Raw genomic sequence first — 18978 nt, forward strand, 5'->3', positions numbered from 1 at the left:
CGGAATATTTAAAAATAATCATTTAAAAATGATTTATTTTACGAATAATATAAAAATATAAATAAATGAAGTACTGGAAAAAATATTCAAAAGATAAATTGATTAAACGAATAGATGAAGCTTTAGAAGCTAATATTGATTTTCAAGAAAGTAAATCTTTGGGGTACCCTGTTTCTAAGTTGGATGAAAATGTTTTTAATACAAGTGGCGCTTTTTTAAACGACTCTCCTTTGTTAAAGTCATTTATTGCAAATCCAAATAATATTGGATGCCACACAACTGGAAAATCTGAAGAGGCTTTTAAAGGCTCACAAGAATTAGAAAAAGAAGTAATTAGAGTTTTAGCTGTAGATATTTTTAAAGCTGAAGAAGAAAAATATGATGGATATATTGCTACTGGTGGTACTGAGGCAAATATGCAAGCTCTTTGGATTTATAGAAATTTATTTAAAAAAGAGTTCAATGCAACTTTAGATGAAATGGTAATTTTATCATCAGAAGATACGCATTATTCGGTTCATAAAGGTTCAAATATATTAAGTGTTGATGCGGTTAGTATTCCTGTTGAATTTAATTCAAGAGAAATAATTGCTGAAGAACTTGATACAATTGTTAAAAATTTAATTGCTGAAGGTAAAAAGTATTTTATGGTTATTTCAAACATGGCAACTACTATGTTTGGGTCTGTAGATAACCCTGATGTGTATGCCGATATTTTAACCAAACACAATGTTGATTTCAAAATACATATTGATGGCGCTTTTGGTGGGTTTATTTATCCAATTTCTAACAAAAAATCAACTATTAACTTTCAAAATCCACATATTTCATCTATTACTATCGATGCTCATAAAATGTTACAAGCACCTTACGGAACTGGGGTTTTTTTATGTAGAAAAGGTTTAATTGAAAATGTACTTACTAAAGAGGCACAATACGTTGACGGTATGGATTTAACTATGGTTGGTAGCCGGTCTGGAGCAAATGCAATTGCAGTTTGGATGATTTTATTTAGCTATGGTTATTATGGTTGGTTCGAAAAAATTAATACCCTGTTATTACGTACTGCTTGGTTTTGCAAACAATTAAATGAACTTAACATTGAATATTTTAGAGATCCTTATATGAATATTGTTACGTTAAAATCTAAATATGTTCCTGTGAAACTAGCTCAAAAATTTGGTTTAGTTCCTGAAACACATGATGGAGATAACAATTGGTATAAAGTTATTATGATGGATCATGTAGAAATTGATGATCTATCAAAATTTGTTGATGAATTAAAAGAAGTTTAAACATAAATTAAAAACTTCATAAATTTAAATGCTCGTTTTAACAACGGGCATTTTTTTTGATCTGATTTCGTGACTTATAGTTTAGGTTCAAATTTAGTTTTTAAACCTTCTTTTTTATCCAACAATAAAAGAATAAAATATTAAAGCTATTACAACAATGACTCCTAAAATTTTAGATTCGATTGGGGCATTTTTAATTTCTTTAATTATTTTCATAGAACGCTAATTTTCAGCTAATTTATAAAATTAAATCATCTTTGTGAAAATTAAAACATAATAAACTCCTGAAAGTACAAAAACAACACCTGTAATTACTCGCATCCATTTCTCAATCTTTGCTATTTTATTATAAAAAATGCCAACACTACCCGCTGCAAAGGCTAATAAATATGTAAACAATATAACGGGAAGTCCGGTTCCAAAAGCAAAAACAATTGGCAAGTACAAACCATCAACACTTGAAATTGTCATAGGAATTAACATCCCAAAATATAAAGCACCACTATAGGGACAAAAAGCCAATGCAAAAATAACCCCTATTAGAAAAGAACCCAGTAATCCTTTTCCCTTTAATTTTTCAGTTAATTTTTCGGTAAAACTAGATTTCCCTAAAAAATTAAGTCTAATTACGTTCAGCATAATTAAACCAACAATTATTAATAATGGCCCTAAAAACTTTTCTCCATTTTGCTGAAAAAACCTCCCAACATGAAACTTACTTGCTCCAAAAAATAAAATTAAACCAATAGCAGTATAACTAAAAGCTCTCCCTAAAGAATAAACCACACCACTTAAAAATACCAACTTTTTATTTGTAATATTTTTTGAAATAAAAGCAGTTGCTGTGATATTTGTGGCAAGCGGACAAGGGCTAATTGATGTCATTAGCCCTAACACCAAAGCAGATAAAATTGGTATATTATAGTTTTCAAGAAGCGATTGTAAAAAATCCACTTATACTTTTTTTAACTCAGTTTCTAATGTCACTTTTAACTCTTTTGAAAATTTTTCTTGGTCATTTCCGTTCATAAAAGCAAATTCGGTTAAATCAATTTGAGTTTCTTTTCCATCAATAATAACATTTAAAAATAATGCTGTTCCTGTTGCTTCAAATTTTTCAGCTAATTTGTAATTTTTTTCATCATCAACATTTACAATCAGCAAAGTAATACTTTCATTTTTTAATTCTTCTGAAAAATATGTATCTAACGTATATTTTGTACTTGCTTCAATAGCGTTACAAGTCATACATCTATGCGTTGAGTGAAAGTCAATTACTTCAATTTTGTTTGCTATTTTTTTGTTAATAGATTTTTCAGTTTGCGCTTTTCCATTACAAGAAAATAAAAATAAACTTACTATTAAAATTGGTAAAGTTTTTAAAGATTTCATATGTTAAGATTTAAATGGTTAAAAAATTATATTAAATATATATCCTGAAATTATGATACAAAGTGTTACTACTCCAAAGAAAATTCCAATTAATTTAAAGGTCATAACTTTTTTTAAGAGCATTGCTTCCGGTAAAGAAAGTCCAACAACACCCATCATAAAAGCAATAGCTGTTCCTAATGGAATTCCTTTTGAAACTAATACTTGCACAACAGGTAAAATTCCTGAAGCATTTGAATACATTGGAACCGCTAAAATGGTTGCAATTGGTACTGCAAACCAATTGTCTTTACTTAAATATTGCTCAAAAAATCCTTCTGGAATATAACCATGCATTAAACCGCCAATGGCAATACCAATAATTACATAGGGTAAAATTCCTTTTAAAATAGTTTTGGTATCTATCCAAATTGAAGGCAATCTCTCTAAAAATCTCACTTTTTGACTTTCAAGTTCAACTGTTTCTTTTTGAGAATTTTCAAGTACTTGTTGTACCCAAGGTGTTAAATATTTCTCCAATTTTAAATTTTGAAGAATGATTCCTGAGATTGTTCCTAATAAAACACCACTAACAACATAGATTACTGTAGTTTTTAACCCAAAAAGACCTATAAATAATCCAATTGCAACTTCATTTACCAAAGGTGATGTTATTAAAAATGAAAAGGTAACTCCTAACGGAATTCCACCTTTCACAAAGCCAATAAATAAGGGAACTGAAGAACAAGAGCAAAATGGTGTAACTACACCAAATAAAGAAGACATTAAGTATTCAAAACCATATAATTTTTTACGAGATAAATAATTTCTAACTTTTTCAACAGGAAAATAACTATTTACTATCCCCATAAAAAAGATAATTATAAAAACTAGCAATAAAATTTTTACACTATCATAAATAAAGAAATTTAACGCTTCCGCTAAATGATTTCCTTCTTTTAGTTTGAAAATATCAAAAACTAACCAATCTGCTATTTGTTGAATCCAATCGAACATTTTTTACTAATAGTATTTTTTCTTTAACCATAATGAAACCTTCACTAAAAGTATTAAAACAGGAACCTCAACTAAAGGTCCAATAACACCTGTGAAAGCTTGTTGAGAATTCAATCCGAAAACAGCAATAGCAACTGCAATTGCCAATTCGAAATTATTTCCGGTTGCAGTAAAAGCAACAGCAGCATTTCGTTTATAATCTATATTCATTGCTTTTCCGACAAAGAAACTCACAAAGAACATCAACACAAAATAGATAACTAATGGAACTGCAATTTTTAATACATCGAAAGGAATTTCAACAATTAAATCTCCTTTTAAACTAAACATTAAAACAATAGTTGCTAATAACGCAATCAATGTAATTGGCGAAATAAACGGAATGAATTTACGATTGTACCAATTCTCACCTTTATATTTTACTAAGTATTTTCTACTTAAAAAACCTGCTAAAAATGGAATTCCTAAATATATAAGAACGCTTTTTGCAACTTCAAAAACAGAAATATCAACATTAAAACTATCTAATCCCAAATAATTTGGAAGTACTGTGATAAATAACCACGCATAAAAACTATAGGTAATAATTTGAAAAACACTGTTTAAAGCTATTAATGTAGCACCATATTCTCTACTTGCGCCTGCCAAATCGTTCCAAACAATCACCATTGCAATACAACGTGCTAAACCAATTAAAATTAAACCAGACATATATCCTGGCTCGTCTCTTAAAAAGATAATTGCTAATACAAACATTAAAATTGGGCCAACAACCCAATTTAAAAATAAAGACAAGGTCATTAATTTTGTGTCTTTAAAAACTGTTGGAATTAAACTGTAATCTACTTTTGCCAATGGCGGATACATCATTAATATTAGCCCAATAGCTAATGGGATATTTGTTGAGCCAACCGACAAAGAATCTGTAATAATTGCCAGTTGTGGAAAAAAATAACCCAATCCAACTCCAATTGCCATTGCTGAAAAAATCCACAAAGTTAAAAACCGATCCAGTAATTTTAATCTTATTTTCATTTAAATAGTAGTTAAATAATTAGCAACAACCAGACTCTTTTTCTTCAGAAGAACAACAATCAGAATCAGTGTTTTCATCAGAACAACAAGCATTATTAGCGAAATTATCTACTAAAAGTGCTTTCATTTCATTTTTATTTGGTACTCTACCTGTGATCACAACTTTTTCATCAATAACAATAGCTGGTGTTCTCATAACATCGTACATCATGATATCCAGAATTTCTGTTACTTTAATTATTTTAGCTTCAATATTTAATTCTTTAACAACATCAGCTACTACTTTTTCTGCGCTTATACAACTTGGACAACCTGTTCCTAAAATTTTAATTGTTTTCATAATCTATAATTATATTTTTTTATTTACATGAAGTTTCATTCATATTACTACTAAAAAACTCATTGAATAAAGCCTTTGCTCTTTTCCAGTTTTCTTGATTTATACAGTATTTAATTTTGGGAGGATTCACAGTTCCTTGAATCAAGCCTGCATCTTTCAACTCTTTTAAGTGTTGCGAAATTGTTGATTGTGCCAAAGGTAAAACTTCCAATAAATCACCAGTATAACAACAACTCGCATTGTCTAAATGATTTAATATTTTAATACGAGTTGGATGCCCCAAAGCTTTTGCAAATTTTGCTATTTCTTCGGTTTCAACTTCGTAAATAATATCTTTTTTTGTTCTTTTCATAAGTTCATCGCAAATATACGATTAATAAATTATTTTCCAAATAAATTAAACCTTTCACTTATTTTACAGTCATAATAGAAACCAAAAAATAAAATGTTTAAGATTGTAAAAATTAATTTGATATTTATATATCTCCTAAGTATTGTAGCTTGTAGTAATAATGATGATATGTCACAAGAAAATAATATAGATACTTCTGAACCACCAAGTACAGAAACATCCGGCTATCCAATAGTTGATACTGGAGTATTCGCATTTTATAGCGATGATAATATAATTTCAAAACCTTCAAATGAAGATGCATTTTTTGGTCAAGATGCAACTTATTCTGGAAGTCAACCTTCATACACAAATAATGGAGATGGCACAATTACCGACAATATTACTGGTTTAATGTGGGAACAAAATATGGGTGAAAAAATTTCTTTTACAGAAGCTTTTACAAAAGCAACTAATTCAACTTTAGGAAATCAAAACGATTGGAGAGTTCCTACTTTAAAAGAATTGTATTCCCTAATTTTGTTTACTGGATCCGTAAAAGGTGAAGTTGCGATGGACTTTTTTATAGATACTAATTATTTTAGTCAACCTTTAGGAGATACTTCTATTGGAGAACGAGAAATAGATGCTCAAACTTGGTCTTCGACAGAATATGTTGGCCAAACTATGAACGGCGTAGAAACTGTTTTTGGGGTTAATTTTGTTGATGGTAGAATAAAAGGTTATCCTAAATACAAACCCGTTACAGGAGCTTTAAATACCATGTATTTTAGAATGGTTAGAGGAAATACTACTTATGGGGAAAATAATTTTGTTGATAATAATGACGGTACTATTAGTGATTTAGCGACTGGTTTAATGTGGCAAAAATCAGATGATGGAACGGCTAGAGATTGGCAGGAATCTTTAGCATATTCAGAAGAACTAACTCTTGGGAATAAATCGGATTGGAGATTACCAAACGCAAAGGAATTACAAAGTATTGTTGATTATACAAGATCACCACAAACCACAAACTCACCCGCAATAAATCCATTGTTTGAGTGTACTGAAATTACAGATCCAAATGGAATCAAAAACTATCCGTTTTATTGGACAGGCACATCGCATTTAGATGGTGCAAATCCTTATTCGAGTGCCGTTTATATTGCTTTTGGCGAAGGTCAAGGAGAAATGAATGGTGTATTGATGGATGTTCATGGGGCCGGCTGTCAACGCAGTGATCCAAAATCTGGAAATATAAATGATTATCCACAATTTTTTGGTCCACAAGGAGATATACGATATGTTTACAATTATGTAAGATGTGTTAGAACAATTAATTAGATTATTTATGCTTCAAAAAACTTTTATTTACACTTGCTTTATAAGCATACTATTACTTTCTTGTAGTAAAAATAATGATGTAGAGATTATAACTACAATACCAAGTAAACCAAATATATTACTAATTATTGCTGATGATTTTGGATTAGACGCTAGCCCTGGTTATGATTTAGGAATTACTAAACCAACAATGCCAAATCTGGAAAGCATGATTAATAGTGGTGTTAGGTTTACCAATTTATGGTCTAACCCTACTTGTACACCTACTCGTTCAAGCATACTGACTGGAAAATATGGTTTTAGAACCAATATGCTAAAAGTTGGTGATGAGCTTTCAACTTCTGAAACATCCATTCAAAAATATTTAGATAACAATTTAGGCCAAGCATATAATCATGCAGTAATAGGAAAATGGCATTTATCAACAAATACTAATCACCCAATAAATATGGGTGTAAATTATTATGCTGGTTTGTTAACCGGTGGTGTCTCATCATATTGGGATTGGAATCTAACTGAAAATAATATAACAACAAATTCTACTGAATATTCAACAACAAAAATTACCGATTTAGCAGTTAATTGGGTTGAAAATCAAACAAAGCCTTGGTTTTTATAGTTAGCCTATAATGCTCCACATACACCTTTTCATTTACCCTCAAATAATTTACATTCACAAGGTGTATTACCTACTGATGAAGCAAGTATTAGCGCAAATCCGCTACCTTATTATATGTCAATGGTAGAAGCAATGGATTCTGAAATAGGAAGACTTTTAAGTTCTCTTAGTCAAGAACAAAAAAATAATACAGTTATTATTTTTATAGGAGATAATGGAACGCCACAGCAAGTTACACAAGAATACAATCCACTAAGAGTTAAAGGTACTTTGTACCAGGGAGGAATTAATGTTCCAATGATAATTTCAGGAAAAGATGTAAGTAGATTTAATGCAACAGAAGGTGCTCTTATAAATACTACTGATTTATTTGCTACAATAGCAAATATTGCCGGTATTCAAGTTGATAAAATTAATGACAGTCAAAATTTTAAAGAATTACTTTCTAATGAGAACTCTAGCTCTAGAGATTATGTTTATTCGGAAGTGGGTCATGAATCGGAAAAATCAGATTATACCATTCGAAATAAAACGCATAAATACATTGTATTTGAAGATGGGACTGAAAAATTTTATAATTTGAATACAGACCCTTTGGAGTTAATAAATTTGATGCATATAAATCAGTTGCCACTAAATAGCACTGATGAATTGATAAAAGAAGAATTAATTTTAAAACTTAATGAAATTAGGCAATAAATTATCTTTATTCTTCAACCTTTGGGAATGCTCTTTTATTAAATAAAATTAATAAACCAACACCCGTAGAAATTGCAGTATCTGCAACATTAAAAATAGCATTGAAAAAAGTAAACGGTTTTCCACCATAAAAAGGAATCCAACTTGGTAATTCTCCACTCCAAATTGGAAAATAAAGCATATCAACTACCTTTCCGAAAAATAACTCACCATAAGGCTGATCTGAAAATAAAGAAGCAATATTATGACCGCCTGGAGTGTTAAAAATAACACCATAAAAAATTGAGTCAATTATATTACCCATAGCTCCAGCAAAAATAAGTGAAATTGCAACAACTAAAATTTTAGGTCCATTGTTTTTAACTGTAGTGAATAACCAATACCCTATCCCAGAAATTGCAAACAATCTAAAAATAGTTAAAAATAATTTACCTGATTTCCCTCCAAACTCAAAACCCCAAGCCATTCCATTATTTTCAATAAAATGAATACGAAACCAATCAAAAATAATAACATCTTCCCCATAGAAAAAATTAGTTTTTATATAAATCTTACTAATTTGATCTATTAACAATACTGAAATTATAATAATTAATGCTTTCTTCAATTTGAAAAGGATTTGGTAATATTATTAAAATGAAAACGTCTTAAAATCTTAACAATTACCTTTCTGAATTTAATTTAGAATCTAGAAGAACTAAATTTTATCATGTTGGTAAAAATTTACTTTTAAGACATTTTCCTTTATAAATTTGATTTATTGTTGCATATTTTTTGCCTCAATACTTAATGTTGCGTGTGGAACTAATTTTAAACGTTCTTTAATAATTAATTTTCCAGTTACACGACAAACACCATAGGTTTTATTTTCAATTCGAACGAGTGCATTTTTTAAATCTCTAATAAATTTTTCTTGACGAATGGCTAAAACAACATTCGCTTCTTTTGACATGGTTTCAGAACCTTCTTCAAAAGCTTTAAATGTAGGTGAAGTATCATCAGTACCGTTATTACTATCGTTTTTAAAAGCACTTTTAATTAATGCTAAATCTTCTTCAGCATATGCAATTTTATTCGTAATTAATTCTTTAAATTCGGCTAAATCTTTATCTGAATATCTATTATTTTCGTTCATAAGCTTACATTTTTTGGATTAATATTTTAGTGTTTACATCGTCAAAAGCAATTTCTGTACCTTTTTCTACTATTTCTTCAAACACTAGTTCATTTGTTAACGTTTCAGATTTAATATATTGTTCATTTGCAGCAACTGCCTGTTCTAATATCTCATTTTTTTGAATAATAAGTTTTATTTTATCAGTAACATCAAAACCAGATTCTTTACGTAAGTTTTGAACTCTATTTACTAACTCTCTTGCATTTCCTTCTTTACGTAATTCATCGGTAATTGTTACATCTAACGCTACTGTTAAATTTCCTTGGTTTGAAACAAGCCAACCTTCAATATCTTGCGATGAGATTTCCACTTCATTAAGTTCTAAAAATACAACATTTTCATTTACTTTTATAGATATTCCTCCTTGTTTTTCAACAATCGCAATGTCATTCTGAGTTAATTTTTGAATTGCTTCTCCAACAAACCTCATCTCTTTCCCAAACTTAGGCCCAAGTACTTTAAAATTAGGCTTTATTGTTTTAACCAAGATTCCAGAAGCGTCGTCAATTAACTCAATTTCCTTCACATTTACTTCCGATTTTATTAAGTTTTCAACAGCTAAAATCTCTTCTCTTTCTTCATTATTCAAAACAGGAATCATAATTCGCTGTAATGGTTGACGAACTTTTATCATTTCTTTTTTTCGTAATGATAAAACCATTGATGATATTTTTTGAGCCTGTTGCATTTTTCGCTCTAACTTACTATCAATCAAACTTTCATCACATGTTGGAAATGTTGCCAAATGTATGGATTCAAAATTTTCTTTTCCAGAAACATTTGTTAAATCTTTATAAAGATTATCCATGAAAAACGGCGCAATTGGAGAAGCTAGTTTTGCAACTGTTACCAAACAAGTATACAAAGTTTGGTATGCAGAAATTTTATCTTGCCCATATTCTCCTTTCCAAAAACGTCTTCTACTTAAACGAACAAACCAGTTACTAACGTATTCTGATACAAATTCTTGAATTGCTCTTGCTGCTTTTGTTGGTTCGTAATCTTCATAAAATTTTTCAACATTTTTAACCAATGTATTTAATTCAGATAATACCCAACGGTCAATCTCTGGTCTCTCTTCAATTGCAATTTCATCTTCCGCATAAGTGAAACTATCTAAATTGGCATACAATGAGAAGAATGAATAAGTATTGTATAATGTTCCAAAGAATTTTCTTCTCACTTCATCAATTCCTTCAATATCAAATTTTAAGTTATCCCACGGATTTGCATTTGAAATCATATACCAACGTGTAGCATCTGCACCATATTTTTCCATTGTTTCAAACGGATCAACAGCGTTTCCTAAACGTTTCGACATTTTTTTACCTTCCTTATCTAAAACCAATCCGTTAGAGACTACATTTTTATATGCCACAGAATCAAATACCATTGTTCCAATTGCGTGTAATGTATAAAACCAACCTCGTGTTTGGTCTACTCCTTCTGCAATAAAATCAGCTGGAAAGAATTTTTTTTCATCAATTAGTTCTTTATTTTCAAACGGATAATGCCATTGTGCATAAGGCATTGATCCAGAATCAAACCAAACATCAATTAAATCTGATTCTCGTTTCATTGGTTTTCCAGAAGGTGAAACTAAAATAACTACATCAACTATATTTTTATGTAAGTCAATTTTATCATAGTTCTCTTCGCTCATATTACCAACCTCAAAATCTGCAAAGATATCAGCTTTCATAAACCCTGCGTTAACAGCACGTTGCATTTCAGCTTTTAATTCTTCAACAGAACCAATGATTATTTCTTCAGTTCCATCTTCAGTTCTCCAAATTGGTAATGGAATTCCCCAATAACGTGAACGAGATAAATTCCAATCATTTGCATTTTTTAACCAGTTTCCAAAACGTCCTTCTCCAGTTGATTTTGGTTTCCAATTAATGGTATTATTCAAGTCAAACATTCTATCTCGCTTGTCTGTAACTTTTATAAACCAAGAATCTAGTGGATAGTATAATATTGGCTTATCTGTTCTCCAACAATGCGGATAACTATGGCGATACTTTTCTACATGAAAAGCTTTATTTTCTTCTTTTAATTGTATTGAAATTTCTACATCAAGTGAACGCTCTGGCGCTTCACCTTCATTATAATATTCGTTCTTTACATACTTTCCAGCATATTCACCCATATGTTTAGTGAATCTTCCTTGTAAATCTACTAAAGGAACTGGATTTCCATTATCGTCTAACACCAACATTGGCGGAACTTCAGGATTTGCTTGTTTAGCAACCATAGCATCATCTGCACCAAAAGTTGGAGCAGTATGCACAATTCCTGTACCATCTTCAGTAGTTACAAAATCACCTGCAATAACTCTAAAAGCATTTTCAGGATTTTGATATGGAAGTGTATATGGTAATAATTGTTCGTAACGACATTCTAATATATCTGCTCCTTTAAATTCTTTTATAACTATAAATGGAATTTTCTTATCATTCTCTTTATATTCTGAAAGTTGAGCTTCGTTTTCAACAACAAAGAATTTTTTTGAAAATTGTTTTCCAACTAAGTTTTTAGCTAAAATTACATTTATTGGTTCAAATGTGTATTGGTTGAAGGATTTTACAACAACATAATCAATCTTCTTCCCAACAGTTAAAGCTGTATTGGAAGGCAAAGTCCAAGGTGTTGTTGTCCAAGCTAAAAAATGAATATCACCATCTATTTCTTGAAGAAAATCAGGTAATGTATTTTTTACAGCTTTAAATTGAGCAACCGCAGTTGTATCAGTTACGTCTTGGTAAGTCCCTGGTTGGTTTAATTCGTGTGAACTTAATCCTGTACCTGCTTTTGGCGAATATGGTTGAATCGTATATCCTTTATAAATCAAGTCTTTTTTGTACAATTGCGCCAACAACCACCAAACGGTTTCCATATATTTTGGCTTATAGGTTACATATGGATCTTCCATATCAACCCAATGTCCCATTTTAAGCGTTAAATCTTCCCAAATATCTGTGTAACGCATTACTGCTGTTCTACAGGCATCATTATATTCTTCAACAGTAATTTTTTTACCAATATCTTCTTTGGTAATTCCTAATTCTTTTTCAACACCTAATTCAATTGGCAAACCGTGCGTATCCCAACCTGCTTTACGTTTTACCTGAAAGCCTTGTAAAGTTTTATAACGACAAAAAATGTCTTTTATAGCACGTGCCATAACGTGATGAATTCCTGGCAATCCATTTGCTGAAGGAGGTCCTTCAAAAAATATAAATGGCTTATTTTCATCTCTAGTGCTTATACTTTTTTCGAAAATATGCTCTTCTTCCCAAATCGCTAAAGTTTCTTCTGCTACTTTAGTGAGGTTCAATCCCTTATATTCTCTAAATTTTTTACTCATTTTATGCCTTTAAATCAATTAGGTCGCGAAATTACGTATTTTCTTGAAAATATCATTTCATATATTGTAAAATATTTTATACTTAAAACCTTAAAATAACTAGTTTTATTATAAGTTTACAATTGTAACTATTTTAAGCAAAAATATGGTGCAACAAATTATTTCAAATTCATATAAAAACGCAAAAAGAATTCCACTGAATTCTAACTCTAAATTTATATTTTTTAGTGATGTTCATAGAGGTGATAATAGCTACGCTGACGATTTTGCTGACAATAGAAATATTTATTACCATGCCTTACGTAATTATTACGAAAATGATTTTAGCTATATTGAATTAGGTGATGGAAATGAACTATGGAAAAATCATAATTTTAAAGATATTTTTGAAGCACATAAAAACATTTTTATGCTTTTAAGAGAGTTTCATCTAAAAAATAGATTGCATATGATTTGGGGAAATCATGATATGGTTCTAAAATCTCCTAAAAGAACTGAAAAAAATTTAGGTTCCTATTTTGATGAAGTTACTTCAACAACTAAAGAGTTGTTAAGTGGTTTAATTTATGATGAAGGAATTATTTTAGAAGTTGAAGGTTTTGCTAAAAACATTTTTTTAATTCACGGACATCAAGCAGATTTTTACAACTATATTTTATGGAAATGGGGACGCTTCTTGGTGAGAGTTTTATGGAAACCTCTTCAAATTGTTGGTATAAAAGACCCAACAAGCCCTGCTAAAAATTTTAAAGAATTGATTAAAGTTGAACGCCGTTTAAAAAAATGGATTTTAGCGAATAATAACCAAATGATTATTGCTGGTCATACACACAGACCTCGTTTCCCTAATCCGAATGAATTGCCTTATTTTAATGATGGTAGCTGTGTTCATCCAAGAGCTATTACAGGAATTGAAATTGAAAACATGCAATTATCATTAATAAAATGGCATACAATTTCAAAAAGAGATGGAACTTTACAAATTATAAAAACGGTTTTAAAAGGGCCTCAACCTATTTCTGACTATTTAAAATAAAAAGCGCCTCAAATTTAAATTTGAGACGCTCTTACTAATATTGGGGTTAAGTGTTTTTAACCCTTATTCATTTTAATTTTTTTTTGACTTATGTATTAATCTACAAGTTAGTCATAAAATTCATAAAAACCTTATAATCCTCGTTCTTTTTGAATTTGCTCATACGCTTTTTGAACTTGTTTAAATTTCTCTTCAGCGCCTTTTACGTGCTCATCACCTAAATGTTGCAATTTATCTGGGTGGTATTTTTTAGCCATTTTCCTATAAGCTGCTTTAACTTCATCATTAGAAGCCGTTTTCTCAATTTCTAAAATTAAATAAGAACTTTCAGAACTATCATAAAACATCGCTTTTATAGATTCAAAATCATACTGATTTATATATAAATAACCAGCAATTATTTTTATTGAATTTATTTCAGCTTCAACAACAACTCCATCAGATTTTGCTATTCCAAATAGAAAGTGAATTAATTGTAAACGTGAGGCATGAGTCAAATTTTGACGAATTTGTTCAGAAATTTGTCGTGTTGAAACTTTATTATTCTTAATAAAAATCTTAAATAATTTAAATGCGTTATTAGCTCTTTCTTCGCCATACATTTTTTTAAAATGGTTTCTAACATAAGCTAATTCTCTTTCATCAGTTCTTCCATCAGCTTTAATTACTATAGACGACAAAAGCAATAAACTAATTTCAAAATCACCAGATTGAGTTGTTCTACTAGAATCCATATAAGATTTAGCTTTTTCAACATCACCTTTCGTAAACCCATCAAGTAAATTTCCAACCGCATATCCTAAAATACTTCCAATTGGCCCTCCCAATGTAAATCCTAATCCAGCTCCAAGCCATTTAATAAAGTTTGCCATATTTTTAATTTAATTTGCAAATATACATTCATTTGTTAGGATGATAAAAGTTGAAAGCACTTCAATTGTTAAAATAATTATAAACTTAGTAGTACTTTCAATAATTAAAATTTGTGTTTCGTCATTTCTTATTTAATCTATTATATTTGCCGTTATAAATAGTATAACTAAAAAAATCAAAAATATGTATCCACCAGAATTAGTAAAACCAATGCAAGCCGAATTAGAAAATTCAGGTTTTAAATCGTTACATTCAGCTTTAGAAGTTGACGAAGCATTAAAAAAAGAAGGAACAACTTTAGTTGTTGTAAATTCGGTATGTGGTTGTGCAGCTGGGACTTGTCGTCCGGGCGCTGTTGCATCGCTACAATCAGGTAAAGTACCAACAAATTTAGTAACCGTTTTTGCGGGTGTAGATGCTGAAGCTACAGGAAAAGTACGTGAACATATGATTCCATTTCCTCCTTCATCACCTGCAATTGCATTATTTAAAGATGGTGTGTTAGTTCATATGTTAGAACGTCACCATATTGAAGGTAGATCTGCTGAGGTTATTGCTTCAAATTTAGCTGGAGCTTACGAAGAGTTTTGTTAAATTATTATTTCTTTTGAAATGATAAAAAACATAACATATATTATAAAAACGATTGCTCTTTTGGCAATCGTTTTTGGTTGTTCAAATAATTCTGAAACTAGTAAAGAAGAAGAAAAACTTGAATTAGATAGTTTAAAAACTGAAATTGAACAAATAGCCGCAACTGGGATTTGTTCTGAAAATTCAGATTGTACTTATATTGCCTTTGGCAGTAAACCTTGCGGTGGCCCAGAGGTTATTTAGTTTATAACACTTCCATTAATGTTGATTTACTAAAGGTAAAAGTTGAAATTTACAACCAAAATGAAACTGCTTTTAACATAAAATGGGGAATTATATCAGACTGTAAGGCTGAAACTCCGCCTACAAGTGTTGATTGCGTAAATGGAGATTGTGTAGCAATTTATTAAAATTATTTTTTGAAATCCGTTCTATTAAAAGCAGATTTTATATTTTTAAAAAATGGAAAAACAACAAATAATTTCTAATACTGAAGCTTTTGTAAAATCGTCTTTAGAACATGCAGAAGGTGGTCATGATTGGTTTCACATTTTACGCGTTTGGAACAATGCTAAGTTAATTTCAAAACATGAAAATGTTAATATATTTATTGTTGAATTGGGTGCTTTATTACACGATATTGCAGATTCAAAATTTCACAATGGAGATGAAACTATTGGTCCAAAAGTAGCACGTGAATTTTTAGAAAGTCAACTTGTTGAAGAATCTGTAATAATTCATATTGAAAAAATTATTAGTCATATTTCTTATAAGGGTGGAAATTTTGAACAAAAATTTACTTCTCCAGAACTAGAAGTTGTTCAAGATGCCGACAGATTAGATGCTATTGGCGCAGTTGGAATTGCGCGTTGTTTTAATTATGGTGGATTTAAAAATAGACCATTATACAATCCTGAAATTGCTCCAAAACTAAATCAAACTAAAGATGAATATAAAAACTCTAAAGCACCAACTATCAATCATTTTTACGAAAAATTATTGTTGTTAAAAGACAGAATGAACACAAAATCTGGTAAAAAAATCGCCGAAGAACGTCACCAATATATGGAAATTTTTCTTCAGCAGTTTTACAATGAATGGGATGGTGAAAAGTAAAAAAAATCAGATTGTAACAGCACGTTTTCCTTTATATTTCAATTAAAATATTTTTGGATTATTGACTTCAATAATTTTCCATCAATAGGTTTTGAAATATAATCATTACATCCTACTGATAAAGCTTTTTCTCTATCTCCTGCAAAACCGTAGGCAGTTTGCGCAATGATAATAACATCTTTATTAAATTGCCTTATTTGTTGGGTGGCACTATAGCCGTCCATTACAGGCATTTTTATGTCCATCAAAATTAAATCTATATCAGGATTATTTCGGCAAACTTCAATGGCTTCAAGTCCATTCATCGCTTTTATAATTTCACTACTTATACTATCCACTGTGATTGCAATTAGTGAACTGGAAGTTTCATCATCTTCAACAATTAAAATTTTTAACCCAACAGCTTCAGAAGAATCATACTTATTTAGTTTATTTGATGCTAACTCAGTATCAATACTATGTACTTCTTTTTGTTTAGCATTACATGGTAACGTAAAATAAAAAGTACTTCCTTTTCCTTCTTGGCTTTCAACCCATATTTCACCACCAAGTGTTTCTACATAAGCTTTAGTAATTGACAACCCTAATCCTGCACCTTGATGCGCCATTTTATCGGAAATATCCGCCTGAATAAACCGTTCAAAAATAGCTTCCCGTCGATCTTTAGGAATTCCAATTCCGCTATCTTTTACGTAAAACTCAAGATTCCCATCCCTTTTATTAATACCAAATTCTATTGAACCTTCATTGGTATATTTAATTGCATTTTTAACAAGATTTGTTAAAATGGCAAATAATTTTTCTCGGTCGGTTATAATATTAGCTTCTTTTGGCAGTAGTTTGTTTTTAAACAATAATGTCAACCCTTTAGCTTCAACTTCTTGTTTAAAAAACGTATAAATATATTCTATTTGTTCATTTACATTCGATTCATTCAAATTAACTTCCATTAAACCAGCTTCTATTTTCGAAATATCCACAATATCATTGATAATATTAAGCATTCTGACACCACTTTTCTCAATTATCTCTATGAATTTTTGTTGCTGGTCACCTGACAGGTTAGGGTTTTTAAGGAGTCCTGAAAAACCTAAAATACCATTCATTGGTGTACGTATTTCGTGACTCATATTGGCAAGGAATGCTGATTTTAAACGATCACTTTCTTGGGCTTGTTCTTTGGCTTTAATTAATTCTATTTCTTTTTCCTTGGTCTTTGTAATATTCCGAATCACTCCAATCAAATATCTATTCCCATTATTATCTATAAATCTTGTCTTACGGGTTGAAATTATTATTGTTTTACTTCCTCTAGCAGTAAGTAACTCTTCATTTATATTTTCATTTCCGTCCTTTAACACTTGCCTATCAATTTTCAGAAAGTTTTCCTGTTCTTCAGGTAACACATCTTCGGCTAGTGTTTTTCCAATTATTTCACTTTTAGATAATCCAAATATTTTACAAAAAGCTTCATTAACAAGAAGTAATCTACTATGTTCATCTTTCACGAATATAGGGTCGCCAATATTGTTAATTATATTATCAAGATATTTTTTACTTTCTTCTGTTTTTTTAGTAGCTACACTAATTTTATACCTTAGTAAAGCTATAAAGACAATCAAGATTAGTACAAATACTAATACTAAATAAATTACTTTTTGCAACCATTGTGGAAACACCTCAATTGAGTCAACTTTATCATGTGACCATTTTTGTAGTGCAATGTTAAAAACAGAATTTCTATCATGTTTCCAATTATTAAGGTATTCATTTAAAAGTTTCAGTAACTCGCCATTTGCATCTTTTTTTACAGTAAAAAAGATATCAAAAGGATTAAAAACAATTCCGCTTGAACGAAGTTTATATTCTTTAAATTTAGGAGCTCCAAATGTATTGTTTATGACACCCGCATCTACTTTACTAGATGAAATTAAATTGAATACTTCTTCAAAATCGGTAGTTTCAGTAAACTCACAGTTTATTGAAAGTTTGGTAGTAAGTTGCTTTAAATATGCTCCATTAAAGTCACTTTTCATTATAGCAATTGTTTTGCCTTCTAAATCTAATATTCCATTAATTTCAGAATTAGATTTTACGTAAACTTCCCCCCAAACGGTTAATAAAGGTAAAGTTGAATAATCCATAAAACTCGAACGCTCTTCAGTAAAGGCTACACTCGTAAGCATATCAACTTCACCATTTTTAATACGCTGAAGCCCCTCATCCCAAGAGCCAAAAACATAAACAAACTTTTTATTTTCCTTTTCAGCAAGTTCATTTAAAGCATCAACATAGAACCCTTTAACTTCCCCATCAGTATCTTGAAAAATTCCTGGATAGAAATTAAATGCGCCTACTTTAACAACTTCCTGTGCGTTTATATTTGTAATTATTATTAGGAAAAAAAATATTATTTTTTTCATATATCAAATTGAATAAAAAAGAGATGGTTTTCTGTTTACTCCCATCTCTAAAAACTAATTTTTACAATATCATTTTTACAAATATAAATTTATGAAATTTATACTTAAATCTTGTGATAATTATCATAATAAGCACAAGCCAATAAAAGGCTAAAAATTGATTATGAATTGTTTAAAATAAGAATACACAGAAGAACAAGACCAATATTTGCGAACTTTACTTTCGCAGTTTTAAAATGAATAGAATGAAAATTTGTGTTTTTCTAGTTTATCCTAATTCTATAAATAAATGTTAAAAGAAAATCAAGAAAATATTTCAATTAATAGTTTTCTTA

At 29.9% G+C, this 18978-nt stretch carries 18 protein-coding genes and 1 pseudogene; 8 read left to right on the forward strand and 11 right to left on the reverse strand.

The genetic code is table 11. From position 1 onward, the window contains the following. Nucleotides 1-65 precede the first annotated feature (65 nt). Nucleotides 66-1295 carry a pyridoxal-dependent decarboxylase gene (locus Q0352_RS06640; RefSeq protein ID WP_299525507.1) on the forward strand — a complete coding sequence of 410 codons (1230 nt, stop codon included), beginning with the start codon at nt 66-68 and terminating at the stop codon, nt 1293-1295. Nucleotides 1296-1541: 246 nt separating this feature from the next. On the opposite strand, the gene Q0352_RS06645 is transcribed toward Q0352_RS06640, so the two are convergent. The 6 genes from Q0352_RS06645 to Q0352_RS06670 are packed head-to-tail and all read right to left on the reverse strand — an operon-like array spanning nt 1542 to nt 5410. Further along, nucleotides 1542-2249, reverse strand: a complete 708-nt coding sequence (locus Q0352_RS06645) for an aromatic aminobenezylarsenical efflux permease ArsG family transporter (protein ID WP_299525510.1) — start codon at nt 2247-2249, stop codon at nt 1542-1544. Further along, nucleotides 2250-2687, reverse strand: coding sequence for a nitrophenyl compound nitroreductase subunit ArsF family protein (locus Q0352_RS06650; RefSeq protein ID WP_299525513.1), 438 nt, complete (start codon nt 2685-2687; stop codon nt 2250-2252). It abuts the gene before it with no gap. Nucleotides 2688-2705: 18 nt separating this feature from the next. Further along, nucleotides 2706-3683: a permease gene (locus tag Q0352_RS06655; protein WP_299525516.1), complete on the reverse strand. Its 978-nt coding sequence runs from the start codon at nt 3681-3683 to the stop codon at nt 2706-2708. A 6-nt stretch (nt 3684-3689) separates the two neighbouring features. After that, complete coding sequence (arsB, locus tag Q0352_RS06660) at nt 3690-4718, reverse strand: ACR3 family arsenite efflux transporter (protein ID WP_299525519.1); 1029 nt, start codon at nt 4716-4718, stop codon at nt 3690-3692. Between the two features lie 19 nt (nt 4719-4737). Beyond that, nucleotides 4738-5058 (reverse strand): thioredoxin family protein, encoded by a 321-nt coding sequence (locus tag Q0352_RS06665; protein ID WP_299525522.1) that lies wholly within the window; start codon nt 5056-5058, stop codon nt 4738-4740. Between the two features lie 19 nt (nt 5059-5077). Beyond that, the gene (locus Q0352_RS06670; protein ID WP_299525525.1) at nt 5078-5410 is read right to left on the reverse strand and encodes a helix-turn-helix transcriptional regulator; all 333 of its coding nucleotides are present in this window, start codon (nt 5408-5410) and stop codon (nt 5078-5080) included. 93 nt (nt 5411-5503) lie between these two features. Between Q0352_RS06670 and Q0352_RS06675 the strand changes: the two genes are divergently transcribed. Together Q0352_RS06675 and Q0352_RS06680 are read left to right on the forward strand one after the other, a co-directional pair. Then, nucleotides 5504-6736, forward strand: a complete 1233-nt coding sequence (locus Q0352_RS06675) for a DUF1566 domain-containing protein (RefSeq protein ID WP_299525528.1) — start codon at nt 5504-5506, stop codon at nt 6734-6736. A 7-nt stretch (nt 6737-6743) separates the two neighbouring features. Then, nucleotides 6744-8054 (forward strand): annotated as a pseudogene (locus Q0352_RS06680) (sulfatase-like hydrolase/transferase). A 7-nt stretch (nt 8055-8061) separates the two neighbouring features. On the opposite strand, the gene Q0352_RS06685 reads toward Q0352_RS06680, so the two are convergent. The 3 genes from Q0352_RS06685 to ileS all read right to left on the reverse strand — a co-directional run bounded on the left by Q0352_RS06685 (nt 8062) and on the right by ileS (nt 12601). After that, on the reverse strand, nt 8062-8661 hold the full coding sequence (locus Q0352_RS06685; protein ID WP_299525531.1) for a lipoprotein signal peptidase: 600 nt from the start codon (nt 8659-8661) through the stop codon (nt 8062-8064). Nucleotides 8662-8811: 150 nt separating this feature from the next. Continuing rightward, nucleotides 8812-9189 carry a TraR/DksA C4-type zinc finger protein gene (locus Q0352_RS06690; RefSeq protein ID WP_299525534.1) on the reverse strand — a complete coding sequence of 126 codons (378 nt, stop codon included), beginning with the start codon at nt 9187-9189 and terminating at the stop codon, nt 8812-8814. Between the two features lie 4 nt (nt 9190-9193). Then, nucleotides 9194-12601: an isoleucine--tRNA ligase gene (gene ileS, locus Q0352_RS06695; RefSeq protein WP_299525537.1), complete on the reverse strand. Its 3408-nt coding sequence runs from the start codon at nt 12599-12601 to the stop codon at nt 9194-9196. Between the two features lie 145 nt (nt 12602-12746). On the opposite strand from ileS, the gene Q0352_RS06700 reads away from it, so the two are divergent. Beyond that, nucleotides 12747-13637, forward strand: a complete 891-nt coding sequence (locus Q0352_RS06700) for a metallophosphoesterase (protein ID WP_299525540.1) — start codon at nt 12747-12749, stop codon at nt 13635-13637. Nucleotides 13638-13768: 131 nt separating this feature from the next. Here the strand turns inward: Q0352_RS06700 and Q0352_RS06705 are convergent, their stop codons facing one another. Continuing rightward, a complete protein-coding gene (locus Q0352_RS06705) occupies nt 13769-14509 on the reverse strand; it encodes a TerB family tellurite resistance protein (protein WP_299525543.1) in 741 nt (246 codons plus the stop codon). Between the two features lie 184 nt (nt 14510-14693). On the opposite strand from Q0352_RS06705, the gene Q0352_RS06710 reads away from it, so the two are divergent. From Q0352_RS06710 to Q0352_RS06725, 4 genes are read left to right on the forward strand one after another with little or no spacing between them, the layout of a single operon-like run. Then, the gene (locus Q0352_RS06710; protein ID WP_299525546.1) at nt 14694-15104 is read left to right on the forward strand and encodes a BrxA/BrxB family bacilliredoxin; all 411 of its coding nucleotides are present in this window, start codon (nt 14694-14696) and stop codon (nt 15102-15104) included. A gap of 18 nt (nt 15105-15122) precedes the next feature. Beyond that, nucleotides 15123-15347, forward strand: coding sequence for a hypothetical protein (locus Q0352_RS06715; protein WP_299525549.1), 225 nt, complete (start codon nt 15123-15125; stop codon nt 15345-15347). Next, nucleotides 15323-15514: a hypothetical protein gene (locus Q0352_RS06720; RefSeq protein ID WP_299525552.1), complete on the forward strand. Its 192-nt coding sequence runs from the start codon at nt 15323-15325 to the stop codon at nt 15512-15514. Before Q0352_RS06715 ends, Q0352_RS06720 begins: the two co-directional genes overlap by 25 nt. A gap of 52 nt (nt 15515-15566) precedes the next feature. Next, complete coding sequence (locus Q0352_RS06725; RefSeq protein ID WP_299525555.1) at nt 15567-16220, forward strand: HD domain-containing protein; 654 nt, start codon at nt 15567-15569, stop codon at nt 16218-16220. 38 nt (nt 16221-16258) lie between these two features. Here Q0352_RS06725 and Q0352_RS06730 read toward each other — a convergent pair whose 3' ends face one another. Continuing rightward, a complete protein-coding gene (locus Q0352_RS06730) occupies nt 16259-18643 on the reverse strand; it encodes an ATP-binding protein (protein ID WP_299525558.1) in 2385 nt (794 codons plus the stop codon). Nucleotides 18644-18978: the final 335 nt, after the last annotated feature.

The organism is uncultured Lutibacter sp. (genome assembly GCF_937891065.1).
Taxonomy (GTDB): Bacteria; Bacteroidota; Bacteroidia; order Flavobacteriales; family Flavobacteriaceae; genus Lutibacter.